This is a genomic window from Streptomyces sp. NPDC048461 (assembly GCF_055587105.1).
The window spans coordinates 126,831-143,332 of the sequence record NZ_JBVJGW010000008.1 but is presented as its reverse complement, the minus strand read 5'-3'; the positions used below and the strand labels follow the sequence as shown (position 1 = coordinate 143,332).

Here is a 16,502-nt window from a genome sequence, read left to right as displayed (position 1 = left end):
CCGTGTTGCAGTCGTGCGGCCGGACCACCGCGAGGGCTCCTGGACCGTGCCGCGGACCCGTAGTGTTCCCGCGCACCCCACGCCACCCCCCACGTGACTCCCCTGCTGAAGAGGCCCCGGTGACCCCTGCCCCCGTCCCCCCTCCGGCGCGCCGTGCGAGACTGCGCACCGCCGTCGTGTCCGTCCTCGCGTCGTCCGCGCTGCTCGCCTCGCTGATCGTCGCGGCCCCCGCACAGGCCGCCCCGGGCGTCGACCCCGTACCCACCGCGGGCGACCCCTGCCTCGGCCAGTGCCAGGACATCCTCCCGGCCGGCCAGAACGGCCACGCCACGCTCGCCGGGATCCTGCTGCACCAGACCGTCGGCACCCGGCCCAAGCACTCCGCGGACCAGGTCGAGCCGTACGACAACCTGCTGCACCAGTACTCCGGACTGACCGAGGACCAGCTCGCCGCCTACTTCAACGACGCCTCCCTCGGCGTACCCGCCGACCAGGTCGAGAGCACCAAGTCCCCCCGCCCCGACGTCACGATCACCCGCGACCGGGCCACCGGCACCCCGCACATCAAGGGCACGACCCGGGCCGGCACCGAGTTCGGCGCCGGGTACGCGGCCGGCGAGGACAAGCTGTGGCTGATGGACGTGCTGCGGCACGTCGGCCGCGGCGAGCTGTCGTCCTTCGCGGGCGGGGCCGCCGGCAACCGGGCCCTGGAACAGAGCCTGTGGGCGGTGGCCCCCTACACCGAGGGCGACCTGCGCGGCCAGCTGGACCGCGTCCGCGCCTCGGGCGCCAGGGGCGCGCAGGCGTACCAGGACATCGAGAACTACGTCGCGGGCATCAACGCGTGGATCGACGACACCGTCGGCGCCAACAGCCACCCCGGCGAGTACGAGCTGACCGGACACGGCTCCGCGATCCAGGACTTCACCGCCACCGACGTCGTCGCCATCGCCTCGGTCGTCGGCGCGATCTTCGGCGGAGGCGGGGGCGGCGAGGTCGAGAACGCCCTCGCCAAGCTGGAGTTCCAGCAGCGGTACGGAGCCACGGCCGGCGCCGCCGCGTACACCGCGTGGCGGGCGCAGACCGACTCCGAAGCCGTGACCACCCAACGCGGCGTTGCCTTCCCCTACGCCGTCACCCCGGCCGCACCGACCGGGGTCGCCGTACCGGACCGGGGCACCGTCCGGGCCTTCGCCCACGCACAGAACGGCACCGGCACGGGCGCCACCACGGCCTCGGCGCAGGCGGCGTCCGCGCCGGGCGTCCTGCCCGCCGACCTCATCACCGCCGAGAAGGGCATGTCCAACGCCCTCGTCGTGTCCGGCGCGCACACCGCCTCCGGCCACCCCGTCGCCGTCTACGGCCCGCAGACCGGCTACTACGCGCCGCAGCTGCTCATGGTCCAGGAGCTCGACGGACCCGGGCTCCGCGCCCGCGGCGCCTCGTTCCCCGGACTCAGCTTCTACGTGGAGATCGGCCGCGGGATCGACTACTCCTGGAGCGCCACCTCCGCCAACCAGGACATCACCGACACCTTCGCCGTCGACCTGTGCGAGCCCTCGGGCGCCACACCCACCACCGCCTCCGCGCACTACCTGCTGCGCGGGGTCTGCACCCCCTTCGAGACCCTCGCCAAGCGCAACAGCTGGTCCCCGACCACCGCGGACGCCACCGCCGCCGGCGCCTACGACCTCGTCAGCCGGCGCAGTGCGTACGGCCTGGTCAGCCATACCGGAGAGGTGGGCGGCAAGCCCGTCGCGTTCACCGCGCTGCGCTCCACCTACCACCACGACCTGGACTCGGTGATCGGCTTCCAGCAGTTCAACGACCCGGCCGAGATCACCTCCGCGCAGAGCTTCCAGAACGCCGCCCGCAACGTCGGCTACACCTTCAACTGGTTCTACGCGGACGCCGACCACACCGCGTACTACAACTCCGGGACCAACCCCGTCCGGGCGGCCGGCACGGACCCGGACCAGCCGGTCCTGGCCCGGCCCGCGCACGAGTGGCGGGACTGGAACCCGGTCCTCAACACCTCCGCCGTCACCCCGCCGGCCGAGCACCCCCAGTCCGTGGACCAGGACTACTACGTCAGCTGGAACAACAAGCAGGCCGAGGGATTCGCCTCCGGCTGGGGCAACGGCTCGGTGCACCGCGCGGACCTCCTCGACCGGCGGGTGTCCGCACTGGTCCGTACCGGCGGGGTCACCCGTACCCAGCTGGTCAAGGCCATGCAGGAGGCCGCCGTCACCGACCTGCGCGCCGAGCGCGTCCTGCCGGCCGCCCTGGACGTCATCGCCGCCGCCCCCGTCACCGACCCCGCACTGGCCGCCACCGTGCGCGGCCTGCGCGACTGGGTCGCGGCCGGCGGCACCCGCAAGGAGACCGCGAAGGGTTCGCGCACCTACGCCCACGCCGAAGCGGTCCGCGTCCTCGACGCCTGGTGGCCGCTGCTGGTCGAAGGCACGTTCAAACCGGCCCTCGGCGACGGGCTCTACCAGGCGCTCACCGCCGTCGCCCCGGTCAACGAGTCGCCGTCCGGAGGTCAGAACGGCACCGGCGGCCCCGCCGGCGGGGTGAAGGGCGAGGCACACAAGGGCTCCGCCTTCCAGCACGGCTGGTGGTCCTACCTCGACAAGGACCTCCGGTCCGTCCTCGGCCGGCCCGTCGGCTCCCCGCTGGACCGCACGTACTGCGGTGGCGGCCTTCCGTCCGACTGCCGCCGGGTGCTGCTCTCCACCCTGTCGGCCGCCGCGGCCACGCCGGCCACGGCCGTGTACCCCGCGGACAGGTTCTGCGCCGCGGGCGAGCAGGTCTGCGCCGACTCGATCGTCCACCGGGCGATGGGTGGCATCACCGTGCCCCGGATCGCCTGGCAGAACCGGCCGACCTACCAGCAGGTGGTCGAGTTCCCGGCCCGCCGCACCGACGACCTGGCCGACCTCGCGGCCGGTGCGCGCGTCACCGCCTCCGACCACCAGGACGCGATCGTGGTGTCGTACCCGCCGAAGAACGCCGTGGACGGCGATCCCGGCACGCGCTGGGCCAGCAAGACCGTGGCCACCGCGTGGATCACGGTGGACCTCGGGGCGGCCCGCCAGGTCGGCCGGGTGACGCTGAACTGGTCCGACCAGTTCGCGCTGCGCTACCGGATCGACGTGTCACCGGACAACGCGACCTGGCGGACGGTGCACACCACGACGGCGGGCAGGGGAGGGGTGGAGAACCGCGGCTTCGCCCCCACCACGGCCCGCTACGTACGCGTCACGGGGCTCGAACGGGGCACCGACAACCGGTACTCGATCCGCGAGATCGGCGTCCACGGCCGCTGACCCCCGGCCCCCGCCGGCCGCCGACGGCCCGTCCCGCACGCGGGGACGGGCCGTTCGCGGCGCTCCGGCCCCGGCCGCGGCCGGCCGGACTACAGGGAACGGCCCGTGAGGGCGTCCACCGCGGCGGGCAGCGGCGTCGTACCGCCGGTCAGTTCCAGGACCAGGCCCGCCGTCGCCGGGGTGTCGATCAGGCGGACGAGGACCGCCGCCACGTCGTCGCGGGGGACCTCGCCGCGCCCGGTGCTCGCCTCCAGGCGGACCAGCCCGGTTCCCGCCGCGTCGGTGAGGGCGCCGGGGCGCAGGATCGTCCAGTCGAGGCCGGAGCGGAACCGCAGGTCGTCGTCGGCCGCGCCCTTGGCCCGCAGGTACGCGTCGAAGACCTCGTCGCCCGGGTGCTCCACGTCCGCGCCCATGGCGGAGACGGTGAGGTAGCGGCGTACGCCGGCCCGCTCGGCGGCGTTCGCGAAGAGGACGGCGGCGCCTCGGTCCACGGTGTCCTTGCGCGCGTGGCCGCTGCCGGGGCCGGCGCCCGCGGCGAAGACCACGGCGTCGGCGCCCCGCAGCACCGCGGCCACCGACCGGACGGGGGCCGACTCCAGGTCGAGTACGACGGGTTCGGCGCCGGCCGCCCGTAGGGCGTCGGCCTGTTCCTCCGACCGGATGATGCCCGCGACCTCGTCCCCGCGCGCGGCGAGGAGGCGCTCCAGCCTCAGTGCGATCCGTCCGTGTCCACCTGCGATGACAATGCGCATGACGCCGACCGTACGCGGGCGGCGGCCGGTTCGCCGCATCGGCGCCGTCCGCCCCCGCCCGGCGGGCCGCCGGCCCGCACTCGCCGCACCCGCCGCACCCGCCTCCGCCGCCCGTACCGGCCCGGACGGCGCCCCCTCATGCTCCCGGAGCCGCCGGCACGCCGCCGGAACCTGCGGGCGACGCCGCGAACTGGGTGCGGTACAGCTCCTCGTACCGGCCGCCCGCGGCCAGCAGCTCGCCGTGCGTCCCGCGCTCCACGATCCGGCCGTCCTCCACGACCAGGATCAGGTCCGCCGCCTGCACGGTCGACAGCCGGTGCGCGATCACCACCGCGGTCCGCCCCGACAGGGCCTCGCCCAGGGCCTCCTGGACCGCGGCCTCCGACGTGGAGTCCAGGTGCGCCGTGGCCTCGTCGAGGATCACCACCCGCTGCCGGGCCAGCAGCAGCCGCGCGATGGTCAGCCGCTGCCGCTCCCCGCCGGACAGCCGGTACCCGCGCTCGCCGACGACGGTGTCCAGCCCGTCCGGCAGCGAGGCCACCAGCCCGTCCAGCCGGGAGCGGCGCAGGGCCTCCCACACCTCGGCCTCCGTCGCCCCGGGCCGGGCCAGCAGCAGGTTCGCGCGCACCGACTCGTGGAAGAGGTGCCCGTCCTGCGTGACCATGCCGAGCGTCTCGCGGATGGAGTCGGCCGTCAGGTCCCGTACGTCCACCCCGCCCAGGCGGACCGCTCCCGCGTCGGCGTCGTACAGCCGCGGCAGCAGCTGCGCGATGGTCGACTTGCCGGCGCCGGACGAGCCGACGAGGGCGATCATCTGGCCCGGCTCGGCGCGGAAGGACACCTCGTGCAGCACCTCGGTGCCGCCGCGGGCGTCGAGGGCGGCGACCTCCTCCAGGGAGGCGAGGGAGACCTTGTCGGCGGAGGGGTAGCCGAAGGTGACCCGGTCGAACTCGACGGCCACCGGACCCTCCGGGACCCGGCGGGCGTCCGGCTTCTGGTCGATCAGCGGTTTCAGGTCGAGGATCTCGAAGACCCGCTCGAAGCTCACCATCGCGCTCATCACCTCGACGCGGGCCCCCGCCAGCGAGGTCAGCGGGGCGTACAGCCGGGTCAGGAGCAGGGCGAGGGCGACGACCGCGCCCGCGTCCAGGCTCCCGCGCAGGGCGTAGTACCCGCCGAGCCCGTAGACGAGCGCGAGGGCCAGGGCCGACACGAGGGTCAGGGCCGTGATGAACACCGACTGGGCCATCGCCGTACGGACGCCGATGTCCCGGACCCTCCGCGCCCGGGCGGCGAACTCGGCGGACTCGTCGGCGGGCCGTCCGAACAGTTTGACCAGCGTCGCGCCGGGGGCGGAGAACCGCTCGGTCATCTGGGTGCCCATCGCCGCGTTCAGCGTCGACGCCTCGCGCTGCATCGCGGCCATCCGCGCCCCCATCCGGCGGGCGGGCAGCACGAACACGGGCAGCAGCACCAGCGCCAGCAGGGTGATCTGCCACGAGATGCCCAGCATCACGACGAGCGTCAGCAACAGGGTCACCGTGTTGGCCACCACCCCCGACAGGGTGTTGCTGAAGGCCCGCTGGGCTCCGATCACGTCGTTGTTGAGCCGGCTGACCAGGGCGCCGGTCCTGGTCCGGGTGAAGAAGGCGACCGGCATCCGCTGCACGTGGTCGAAGACCGCGGTCCGCAGGTCCAGGATCAGGCTCTCGCCGAGGGTGGCGGACAGCTTGCGGGTCAGCAGGCCCAGACCCGCCTCGGCCACCGCGATCAGCGCGATGAGGAGGGCGAGCCGGGTGACCGTGCCGTTCTCCCGGCCGTCCACGATGGTGTCGACGATCCGGCTGGCGAGCACCGGGGTGGCCACCGCCAGCAGCGCGCCGACCACGCTGAGCAGCAGGAAGAAGAGGAGGCCCCGGCGGTGCGGGCGGGCGAAGGCGGCGATGCGGTGCAGGGTCGCCCGGGAGAACGGGCGCCGGTCCTGCTCGGCGTTGATCGCGCTGTGGAGCGAGGTCCAGGCGGTGACTTCCATGTCCATGGATCGAACCGTAGAACCTCAATCAAGGTCGAGGTCAAGGATTCCGCTCCCGCACGTTCTTTCGCCTCGGCAACTCCCGCCCCCGTGAGGGGTGTTCGAGTTTTCCGTTCCCCGTTCCCTGTCAGTGCCCGGTGGCATCATCGGTTCATGACGCAGGGATCCGAGTCCACCGGCTCCGACCGGCAGCCCACCGAAGACAGCCACGACACCGTCCTGCACCGCTTCGAACGCTGGGCACGGGACACCCCCGACGCCCCCGCGCTGATCGCCGGACCCGACAGCCTCACGTACGGGCAGCTCGACACCCGGGCCAACCGGCTGGCCCACCACCTGCTCGACACCGGCCTGCCGGACGGCGCCCTCGTGGCCGTGGGCACCGCCCGGCAGGCCGAGACCGTCGTCGGCGTGCTCGCCGCGCTCAAGGCCGGCGCGGCCTACACGGTGGTCGACGTCGAGGTCCCGCGCACCGGACAGCGGCAGCTCGCCGCCGCGCAGCCGTCCGTGCTGCTGACGCACGCCGCGCACCAGGCCGCCCTCGACGACGGCAGCGGCCTCCCGGTGGTCCGGCTGGGCGCGGACGCCGCCGGCATCGCCGAACGGCCCGCGGGACGGCCCGCCCGCTCCCGCCCCGGGCCCGGCGCCGTCCTGTACACCGGAGGCCCGCAGCCGCGCGCCGTCCCCGTCGGCCACCCCCGGCTGCTCGCCGCGTACGAGGGCTGGGCGACGGTGGCCCGGCTGACCCCGGGGGACCGGCACCTGATCACCTGCGCCGCCTCCGTCACCGCCTTCGCCGCGGGGTGGACCCGGGCGCTGTGCTCCGGCGGCTCGCTCGTCCTGGCCGGGCGCTCCCCCTGGAAGCCCGAGGGGGTGCGCCGCGCCGTGGACGCCGAGCGGGTGACCCTCGTCCACACCGACCCGGAGGGTGCCGCCCGGCTGCTCCTGCACCGGGGGCCCACCGCAGCCGCACGGCCGTCCGTTCCCGCCGCCCGCCGGCCGGACCCGCCCGAGCTGCGCGCGCTGCGGCTGGTCAGCGTCACGGGGGACCGCCTCCACCTCGACGAACAGGCCGCGCTCGCCACCCGGCTGCGGGCGGGCGTCCGCCTGCTCAACGTCTACGGGACCACCGAGTCGGCCGGTACGGGAACCTGGTTCGAACTGCCCCAGCTGTCCGGCCCGTTGGACGACCCGGAACGCCACGCCCTCGTCGGAGTCCCCTTTCCCGGCTGCCGTGCGGACCTGCGCGACGGGGAGATCCGCCTGACCCCGCCGGACGGCGGCGACGCGATCGCCACCGGGGACCTGGGCCTGCTGCGCGAGGACGGGCTGCTGGAGTTCCGCGGCCGGATCCGGGACCGCATCACCCTGGACGGCGTCCCCCTCGACCCGTACGCCGTCGAATCGGTGATCCGCGGCCACGAGGGCATCGGCGCGGTCATCGTTGCCGGGGTGCCCGGATTCCGCGGCGTGCCCCGCCTGGTCGCCTACGTGGCCCCGCCGGCCGCCGCCGTCGCCGAACCGTACGGGACCGCGGGCGCGGACCTGCCGGACATCGACGAACTGCGCGAGCATCTGGCGGACCGGCTGCCCTCCGCGCAGCGGCCCCGCGCGGTGGTGCGGTTGCGCGCCCTGCCGCGCAACCGGGCCGGCCAGGAGGACCGGGAGGCCCTGCCGAAGCCCGCGCAGGGCGTGCCGGGACTCCCCGCGCGGAGCGCCGGCAAGTACGGCGGCGCGGTGGGCGACGCCGACCTCTCCCTGACCTGCGTCGTGGTCTGCGCGGCGGCGGCCCTGGGTCTGGTCGCCCGGGTGTTCACGGACGTCATCTGGCCGGGATCGACCGACCTGACCGGCGTACCGCAGCCGTGGGCGTTCCTCTTCGGCGTCCTCTACCTGATCGAGTGCCTGGCCTTCGGCATCGGCGTGGTGTTCCTCTTCGAGGGCCGCGGCCGCATGCTCGCCCGGGGCGGCGGCCGGACCCTGGCCACGGCCGCGCATCTGGCGCTCGTGTACCTGATGGTCGCGTGGTGGCCCCAGGACAACCTCTACCGGCTGGCCGCCAAGCAGGACTGGCCGCGCCAGGCCGCCCTCGTCTACGTCTTCAACGTCCCGCTGATGATCGCGGCCGTCGTCGTCGCCTGCCACGCGGCGCGCAGGCGGACCGACGCCTTCGACTCCGAGAACTGACCGCGCGGGCCGGTTCCCGGCCGGTTCAGGGCCCGGGAACTGACCTCGGGGGCCGGTTCACGGCCCGGGACCGGCCCGGGCCGGCCGCGGGCGACCCGCGGGTCAGGCCCGGCCGCCCTCCCGCACCCCCAGGAACTCCGCCCCGCAGGCCAGGGCCCGCTCCCGTACGAGTGCCTCGGCGGCGTCCAGCACGTCCAGGCCGTGCGCGGCCACCAGCACCCCCAGCCAGGGCTCCGGTTCGAAGGCGCCGGTCGGGATCGCCGGCACGAACACCGCGCCGAGGGCCGCGCAGTCGCGGGCCAGCTCCGCGCACAGCTCGTCGAACCGGGCGTCCGGCAACCGCGCGCCCAGCTCCACCCGGTCGGCGATCCGTACGAAGTGCCCCGCGCCGCGCAGCTCGTCGAGACGGGCCGCGACCATGAAGGCCACCGAGGGCCCGGTCAGCCGCAGGTTCACCTCGGTCGGCGCGAGCCGCCCCGCTCCGTCGGCGACGAAGTCCACGTCGAACCAGCCCCGGTAGCCGGAGCCGGCGAGCTCCCGGCCCACCGCCTCCCCGAAGGCCGACAGCGGCCCGCGCGCCCACCGCGGCACGATCCCCGGTCCCACGGTGGCCCCCCGGTAGCCGGCCCCCTCCACGTCCATCACGGCCCCGCCCACCGCGTGCGGCCGGCCTGCCCCGTCCACGAACCCGTCGTACGTCAGGTCCCGCGGGCCGTGCCCCGGCGCCGGGCCGTCCACGTACTCCTCCACCAGCAGCGGGCCCCGCGGCAGCCGCCGCAGCACCGCGCGGGCTCCGCCCGCCGCCCGCACCCGGGCGGGGGTGAGCACCGTCGTGCCCGAACCGCCGACCCCGTGCTCCGATTTGAGGACGGTGCTCCTTCCGGCGGCCGTCCGGGCGGCCAGCAGCCGTACCGCCGCCCGCCGGGTGCCGGCCCGCCACTGTGCGGGCAGCACGACCGCGGGGTGCCCGCCGCCTGCGAGGATCCGGCCGAAGAGCGCGTGCGCCGCGGACTTCGCCTCGTAGCGGAGCTCGCCGGGCCGCCACGGCCGCCCCGCCAGCCGCCCGAAGGCCCGCGTCCGCCCCCACGGTACGAGGGGCAGCCCGCCCCCGGTGAGCCGCGCGACCAGCGCGGCGCGGGCCCGCACGGCGTCCGACAGGCCGGGGCCCCGTTCCTGCGCCAGCCCGTCGTACACCTCGACACCGGTCCACCCGAGCTGCCGGCCGACCAGCCCGGCCCAGCCCGGGGGGACCGCCCGGGGCAGCACGAGGGCCGCCGGGGAGGGGCTGTAGAACGCCGCGAGGCAGCTGTAGTGGTGGGCGGGCAGCTGGTCCCGGTCCAGGGACGCGTCGGCGAACTGGGCGTTGAACTCCGCGACGTTGCCCAGGTGCACGGCCCGCCCGCCGCCGGTCCAGGCCCGCGCCCAGCCGGCGAGCGGGACGGGGGCCACCTCGAACCGGACCAGGCCGCCGGGTGCGCCCGGGCCGCCCGGTGCGCCGCGGTTGCTGGGCTCATCGGTTCCGGCGGGGTCGCCCGGCCGGCCCGGGCCCTCGCCGCCGTCCCGGGCCCCGGGCACCGCCACCGCTCCCATGGCCCGGTAGAACCCGGCCGCGTGCGGATCGGAGTCGATCACCAGGGTGCGCATTCCGAGCCCGGCGGCCCGGCGCACCGCGTCCCGGTACAGCAGCCGGCCCACGCCGAGTCCGATGGCCGACGGTTCCACGAACAGCAGTCCCAGCGCCGCCCGGGGCGCGGTCCCCTCCAGGGACGCGAGCCCCAGCAGCAGCCCGTCGCCGTCCTCGGCCACCACGATCCGGCGGGACGCCGGGTCTCCCGGCCGGACCCGCAGTTCCCCGGCGCAGGCCTCAAGGAACGCGGCGTCGTACCCCCAGTGCGCCTTGGACCGCATCACGAGGGCGCTCAGGGCCCGCTCCTCGCCGGGCCGCGCGGCCCTGAGCTTTACCACTTGCTGACCTCCCCATGGTCCGGGGCAAGGGTGTGCGATAGATTCGGCCAGCCTCCCCACGGCACATCCTTCCCAACCACCACGCGGAGACAGGCTTCCCCATGAGCGACATCATCAACGGACTAGGCCGCACCAGCGCCTTCGGCGCCCTCGGTCTGGTGCTGCTGATCCTCGGCATCGTCCTCGTCGACGTGCTGACGCCCGGGAAGCTCCCGAAGCAGATCTGGGAGGAGCGCAACCGCAACGCGGCGCTCCTGCTCAGCTCCGCTCTCCTGGGCATCGGCGGCATCGTCTTCACCTCGATCTGGACCACGTACGACGACTTCGGCAAGGGCCTGCTGTCCACCGCGGCCTTCGGCCTCCTCGGCCTGGTCCTGATGGCGGTGGCCTTCCTGGTGCTGGACCTGGTCACCCCGGGCAAGCTCGGCGCCATCGTCGTCGACCCCGAGCCCCACCCGGCGGTCTGGGTCACCGCCTGCTGCAACCTCGCCGTCGCCGCCATCGTCGCGGCCTCGATCGCCTGACGGCGGATCACCCGTACACGTCGAGAGCGCCGCTCCCTCGAGGGAGCGGCGCTCTCGACGTTTCGAGCGGCCCTGCGGCGCCGCTACGCCAGCCCCAGCGCGAACACCGCGAACCCCGCCGCCAGGACGCCCGCCACCGCCCGGCGCAGCACGGTCCCCCCGCGCCCCTCCCGCGGCGGACCCTCGAACCGGCGCGCGTACCGGGCGATGACGACCAGCAGCACCGCGAACACCGGCATCCACGCCACCCGCGCCGCGATCCACCCCAAGCTGTCCGGCGCCGTCGTCAGTCCCGCCACGGCGCCCGCGAACGAACCGGGCACGGCCGCGGCCAGCATCGCCGTCTGGTGCCAGCACAGGACGGTCATCGCGCACAGGTTGACCACCACCACCGGGGCCCACAGCGCGGGCCGCGCCAGCAGCTTCGCGATCCGGTCGCGCAGCAGGACCGCGGCCCCGGACTGGGCCGCCGCCAGCGCGAGCACCAGCAGCGACGGCGGGTGCGAGTTGGTCCGCACGGCGCCCGGCACGCCGACCATGGACGCCGGGTAGTGGAAGACCACCAGCAGCGCCGCGAACAGCAGCGCCCCGCCCGCCAGCAGCAGCCGGCCGCCGCGCCGCCCGATCCGCCCCTCGCCCCAGGAGACGCCCAGCTGGTACGCGAACAGCCAGCCCGGGAGGACGTTCACCAGCGCCAGCCAGGACGGCACCGCGTCGGCGAGCGGCCCGTACCGCAGGAAGTCCACCACCGCGACCGAGGCGAGCAGCGGCGCCGCCGCCCAACCGCCGAGCCGGCGCGCCGCCCGCACGCAGTACGGGGTCAGCGCGGTGACCACCACGTACACACCGACGAACCACAGCGGCTGGACGACCAGCGTGGCCCCGGTCCGCAGCGTCGCCTCCGGCACCCCCGCCGCGTACAGCACGGGCGCCGCCAGCGCCCACACCGCCGTGACCCCGAGCACCGGCCGCCCCAGGCGTACCATCCGGCCCTTGAGCCACGCCCTGGTCGAGCCCCGGCGGCGCCCGTACGACAGGGCGGAGGCGTAGCCCCCGACGAGGAAGAAGATGCCGAGCATCTGGAGCACCCAGCTCGCCGGGGCGAGGCCGCCGAAGGCGGTCAGCGGGCTGGCGTTGTGGAGCCCGCCGTCCGCGTCGAGCGTGAACCCGCCGAGCAGCCAGTGCCCGGTCGGCACCGCGAGCAGGGCCAGGGCGCGCAGCCCGTCCACCGCCCGGTCGCGGTGGGCGGGGGTCCGCGCGTCGATCCGGTCGGCGGCCTTCCGCAGCGTGGTGAGGGTGCTCGTCCTCATCGGACCTCTCCGTTCGCGATCGCGGCGAACGCCGCCAGGGACTGGGTTCCGGGAGCGAAGTAGCCGGTGTGGCCCCGCACGTCGGCGGCGGGTACGCGGCGGGCGCCGAAGGAGGCGGACGTCGGGTCGGCGCCGTGGCCGAGCCCGGCGAACTCGACGTTCGGGATGTCGGCGATCCAGTCGGAAGGGCTCCGGGCCGCCCAGACGCGGGCCCGGGTGCGCAACGCGGCCGAGGTGTCGGCGCGCATGCCGGGGGACCCGAGGACCACGATGTCGGCGGCGTCCGTGTGCCGGGCGGCCAGCCCGCAGACGACCGAGCCGTAGCTGTGGCAGAACAGCACCGGATCGGGCGCGCCGACCGCGTCGAGGCCCGCGGTGAACCGGGCCAGGCGCTCGGCGCCGGCGTCCGCCAGCCGCCCGACGGCCGCGTCCAGGCCCACGCCGACCGGGGTGGTGTACCCGGTCCAGGCGATCACCGCGGTGCCCTCTCCGGCCGCCGCGCGCAGGGTACGGGCCATCCCGGCCGGTCCGGTGTGGGGCGCGCGCCGGGCGTCGTGGGTGGAGGCGTCGTTGTCGGCGCCGGGCACGACCACCGAGACGTGCGCCGCGTGCTCCAGGTCGCCGAAGACCTCGGCGACCTGGCCGCGCCCGCGCGGATCGAAGACCAGGACCTGCCGGTCGGGCGCGGCGAGGGAGGCGTACCGCGCGTCGCCCGTGGCGGTGACGGCGATCCGGTTGGCCTCGTACCGCAGGGGGAGCGGCGCCCCCTCCAGGTTGCCCACCACCAGCGGGTGGGCCCGTACGAGGTACCGCTGCGCGGCGGTGTCGAGGCCGGCGAAGAACCGGGCCACCTCGGCCGGCCGGGCGCTCGCCGGATCGGGCGGCGTACGGCCGGCGACGCTGTCGGCCCGCCAGGCCGCGGTGCCGGGCGGCGGCCCGGTGACCGCCCGCTGGCTGTCCCCCGAGGCCCAGCCGGCGGTCCCCGCGACAACGGCCACCGCCAGCGCGGCCGTGACCACTGTCCTTCCGAAGCGGCGCATGCCCCTTCTCCTCTCCTCGTGTCGAGGAGGAAGGTAGGAAGGAGGTACCCGGCCGCACGTCGGACCGTGGAGCCAAGCCGCATGTCATACCCCGGTAGGGGGTGGAGGAGACGACCGCCGACAACAGCCGCTCCGGACGGTCGCGGCAGGCGTGTTCGGCCCGTCAGGGGCAGCAGCGGGGGACGAACCGGTGTCGACGGGTGCGAAAGGGAACGGTCAGCCGGCGTCGCCGGGCCGCACCAGCCCCGCCTCGTACGCGAAGATCACCGCCTGGGCGCGGTCGCGCAGGTCCAGTTTGGCCAGCACCCGGCCGATGTGCGTCTTGACCGTCTGCTCCGCGAGGACCAGATGGCCGGCGATCTCCTGGTTCGACAGGCCGCGCGCGATGAGTTCCAGTACCTCGGTCTCACGCGGCGTCAGACCCTTCAGCCGCAGCGCCGGGTCCTTCCGCGGAGCCGGCCGCTGCTGGACGAAGTCGGCGATCAGCCGCCGGGTCACCGACGGCGCCAGCAGCGCCTCGCCCGAGGCCACCACCCGGACCGCCGCGATCAGGTCCGCCGGCGGGGCGTCCTTCAGCAGGAACCCGGAGGCACCGGCGCGCAGCGCCTCGTACACGTAGTCGTCGATGTCGAAGGTGGTCAGCATCAGGACCTTCGGCCGGTGCACCACGCCGCGCGGCGGATCCAGGAGCTCCCGGGCCGCCGTCAGCCCGTCCATCTCCGGCATCCGCACGTCCATCAGCACCACGTCCGGATGGGTGGAGCGGGAGACCCGCACCCCCTCCCGCCCGTCGGGGGCCTCGCCCACCACGTCGATGTCGGCCTGCGCCGACAGCAGCGCGGCGAACCCCGCCCGCACCATGGCCTGGTCGTCGACGATGATCACGCGGATGGTCAACTGGAGTCCTCGGTCGGGTGGTCCAACGGCAGGCGGGCGGCGACCCGGAAGCCGCCGTCGGGCAGCGGACCCGTGTCCAGCGTCCCGCCCGTCAACCGTACGCGTTCCCGCATCCCGACCAGACCGTGGCCCGTGCCCGAACCCTCCAGCGCCACCACGGCGTCGCGGGCCGGGCCGTTCACCACGAGCACGAGGACCTCCCGCGCGTCCACGGTCACCGACACGGTGGTCGGCGCGCCCGGTGCGTGCCGCACCACGTTCGCCAGCGCCTCCTGCACGATCCGGTACGCCGACAGGTCCACGGCCGGCGGCGCCGCCCCCGCCGCCCGCGCCGCGAGCGACAACTCCACCGGCTGGCCCGCCCGTACGGTCGCCTCCACCAGCTGCTGGAGCCGGTCGATCCCCGGCTGCGGGCCCCGTTCCCCGTCCGCGCCGCCGTCCCCGCGCAGCACCGTCAGCAGCCGCCGCATCTCGCCCAGCGACTCGCGGGCGCTCGCCGCGATCGCCGTGAACTCCTCCCGCACCGGATCCGGCATGCCCGGCAGCCGGTAGGGCGCGGAATCGGCCTGGACCGTGATCACCGACATGTGGTGCGCCACCACGTCGTGCAACTCCCGTGCGATCCGGGCCCGTTCCTCCAGCAGCGTCCGCCGGGACCGCTCCGCCTCGCTGATGCTCTCCTGCTCCGCGATCCGCTGCTGGGCGTCCCCGAGCCCGCGCAGCGCCCCGGTCAGCGCCAGCACCACCCCGCTGAGGACGAAGAGGAGCGCGGCCGTGTTCATGACCCCTGACGGCGGGAAGAAGCCGAGCAGCGCGCCCACCGCCCCGGTCGCCAGCCACACCCCGACCAGGGTCCGGATGGACTCGCGCAGCCCCAGGCAGGCCATCAGCGCCAGATAGCCGATGATCACCATCGGGGTCCAGGGCCAGGCGCGCCCGGCCACGTCATCGGCCTGGATCAGCAGCAGCGCGCCGAAGACGTCCGCGAGCAGCACCATCACCCACGCGTGCATCGGCCGGGTCACGGCGAGGAGCAGCGGCACGGTCTGGGCCACCCCGAGCGCGCCCGACCAGCCGCCGCCCGCCTTGTAGACGTTGGTCAGCACCGCGATCGTCACCGGCAGCAGCGTCAGCGTGAACAGGCCGACGACGACGAACGGCAGCACGCGCTGCCACGGCCTGGGCGCCCGCGCGAGCAGGGGCTCCGCCGCCCTCGCGGGCGTGCGCAGGACCACGGCCAGCTGCGCCAGTGCGCCGGGCACGCGGGCGTCGGCGGCCGGGGCGGCGGTGCTTCCACTGGGCCGGCCGCGCGGCCGGGTGCGGGCTCTGTCACTCATGATCGGCCCAGCCTATGCGCCCCGGGCGGCGCGGGTAGGCTGCCGAGGGTCGATCACGGGGAGCGGGACGCATGGGCGGGGCAGCCGCACTGGAGAAACTGGTGCCGGTGATGGCGGCCTTCGGCGCCGGCGTGCTGCTCGCCCGCCGCAAGGCCGTTCCCGCCGAGGCCTCGAAGGCCTTCTCCGACTACGCCTTCCTCTTCGCCGTCCCCTGCTACCTCTTCGGCAACATCTACCGCAGCGACCTGGCCGCCCTGTTCCACTGGCGGGCGCTCGGCGGCTACGCGACCGCTGCCGCCCTCGCGGTGACCGCCGTCGCGCTGGCGGCGGTCGCCCACGGCATACGCGAGCCTCGCGCCGTCGCGCTGCGCGTGATGGCCGGGGTGCAGGTGAACACCGCCTACTTCGCCGTTCCCGTCTTCATCACCGTGTTCGGCACGGCCGCCCCGCTCTTCCCCGTCCTGCTCTTCCAGGTCTGCGTCCTGTCCCTGGTGGTCATCTCCCTCATGGAACTGGGCCGCCCAGGCCCTGCCCCCGGCGGCCCCGGCCGCCGCCTCGCGCGCGCCGTCGGTGCCTCCCTCGCGACCCCGCTGGTCCTGGCCTGCAATGCCGGGATCCTGCTCAACCTGCTCTCCGTGCACGTGCCCGGGGTGCTCCTGGACGCGGCCGACTTCGTCGGCGACAGCGCCTCCCCGGTGGCGCTGTTCGCCCTCGGCCTCCACCTCGGGGGCCTCGGCCTCGACCTGCGGGGCACCACGCGCGAGGAGCTGGCGCTGATCGGCTTCAAGTGCCTGGCCTTCCCCCTGCTCGCCTGGGCGGTGTGCGGGCCGCTGCTCGGGGTCGGGGGACCGTGGCTCGCGTACCTGGTCGTGATCGCCGCGATGCCCACGCCGCAGAACCTGTTCGTCTTCGCCCAGCGCTACGACGTGGGCGTCGACCTCTCGGCCTCCCTCGTCATCAAGACCTCGCTGGCCTCGCTCCTGCTGCTGCCGCTGTGGCTGCACGCCGTCACGTGACGGCCGGGAACCGGAGCACCGGAACGGGCCCGTCGTCACCTGACCCCGGGTGTCCGGCCGGCGGCCACGGTCGCCGACGGCTCCGTCGGCGGGCTCTGCAAGCATCAGGG

At 75.3% G+C, this 16,502-nt stretch carries 11 protein-coding genes; 4 read left to right on the top strand and 7 right to left on the bottom strand.

Going from position 1 to position 16,502, the window contains the following annotated elements; translation table 11 throughout:
* Nucleotides 1-119 precede the first annotated feature (119 nt).
* On the top strand, nt 120-3,332 hold the full coding sequence (locus ACZ6S8_RS16425) for a penicillin acylase family protein (protein ID WP_469456243.1): 3,213 nt from the start codon (nt 120-122) through the stop codon (nt 3,330-3,332).
* A gap of 89 nt (nt 3,333-3,421) precedes the next feature.
* On the opposite strand, the gene ACZ6S8_RS16420 is transcribed toward ACZ6S8_RS16425, so the two are convergent.
* Nucleotides 3,422-4,084: an SDR family oxidoreductase gene (locus ACZ6S8_RS16420; RefSeq protein ID WP_469456241.1), complete on the bottom strand. Its 663-nt coding sequence runs from the start codon at nt 4,082-4,084 to the stop codon at nt 3,422-3,424.
* 136 nt (nt 4,085-4,220) lie between these two features.
* Entirely contained in the window at nt 4,221-6,122 is a 1,902-nt protein-coding gene (locus tag ACZ6S8_RS16415) for an ABC transporter ATP-binding protein (RefSeq protein ID WP_469456239.1), read from the bottom strand.
* A 147-nt stretch (nt 6,123-6,269) separates the two neighbouring features.
* Here ACZ6S8_RS16415 and ACZ6S8_RS16410 point away from each other — a divergent pair, with 147 nt between their 5' ends.
* Complete coding sequence (locus ACZ6S8_RS16410; RefSeq protein ID WP_469456237.1) at nt 6,270-8,303, top strand: AMP-binding protein; 2,034 nt, start codon at nt 6,270-6,272, stop codon at nt 8,301-8,303.
* Nucleotides 8,304-8,405: 102 nt separating this feature from the next.
* Here the strand turns inward: ACZ6S8_RS16410 and ACZ6S8_RS16405 are convergent, their stop codons facing one another.
* On the bottom strand, nt 8,406-10,268 hold the full coding sequence (locus ACZ6S8_RS16405) for a GNAT family N-acetyltransferase (protein WP_469456235.1): 1,863 nt from the start codon (nt 10,266-10,268) through the stop codon (nt 8,406-8,408).
* Between the two features lie 101 nt (nt 10,269-10,369).
* Between ACZ6S8_RS16405 and ACZ6S8_RS16400 the strand changes: the two genes are divergently transcribed.
* Entirely contained in the window at nt 10,370-10,792 is a 423-nt protein-coding gene (locus ACZ6S8_RS16400; RefSeq protein ID WP_351283691.1) for a DUF350 domain-containing protein, read from the top strand.
* An 83-nt stretch (nt 10,793-10,875) separates the two neighbouring features.
* Here the strand turns inward: ACZ6S8_RS16400 and ACZ6S8_RS16395 are convergent, their stop codons facing one another.
* From ACZ6S8_RS16395 to ACZ6S8_RS16380, 4 genes are all read right to left on the bottom strand, one after another.
* A complete protein-coding gene (locus tag ACZ6S8_RS16395) occupies nt 10,876-12,102 on the bottom strand; it encodes an acyltransferase family protein (RefSeq protein ID WP_469456233.1) in 1,227 nt (408 codons plus the stop codon).
* Nucleotides 12,099-13,142 carry an alpha/beta hydrolase gene (locus ACZ6S8_RS16390; protein WP_469456231.1) on the bottom strand — a complete coding sequence of 348 codons (1,044 nt, stop codon included), beginning with the start codon at nt 13,140-13,142 and terminating at the stop codon, nt 12,099-12,101. Before ACZ6S8_RS16390 ends, ACZ6S8_RS16395 begins: the two co-directional genes overlap by 4 nt.
* 216 nt (nt 13,143-13,358) lie before the next feature.
* On the bottom strand, nt 13,359-14,039 hold the full coding sequence (locus tag ACZ6S8_RS16385; RefSeq protein WP_469456230.1) for a response regulator: 681 nt from the start codon (nt 14,037-14,039) through the stop codon (nt 13,359-13,361).
* Nucleotides 14,036-15,376, bottom strand: coding sequence for a sensor histidine kinase (locus ACZ6S8_RS16380; RefSeq protein WP_469456228.1), 1,341 nt, complete (start codon nt 15,374-15,376; stop codon nt 14,036-14,038). The genes ACZ6S8_RS16385 and ACZ6S8_RS16380 overlap by 4 nt, the downstream gene beginning before the upstream one ends.
* Before the next feature lie 71 nt (nt 15,377-15,447).
* Here ACZ6S8_RS16380 and ACZ6S8_RS16375 point away from each other — a divergent pair, with 71 nt between their 5' ends.
* Nucleotides 15,448-16,392 carry an AEC family transporter gene (locus ACZ6S8_RS16375; protein ID WP_469456226.1) on the top strand — a complete coding sequence of 315 codons (945 nt, stop codon included), beginning with the start codon at nt 15,448-15,450 and terminating at the stop codon, nt 16,390-16,392.
* Nucleotides 16,393-16,502: the final 110 nt, after the last annotated feature.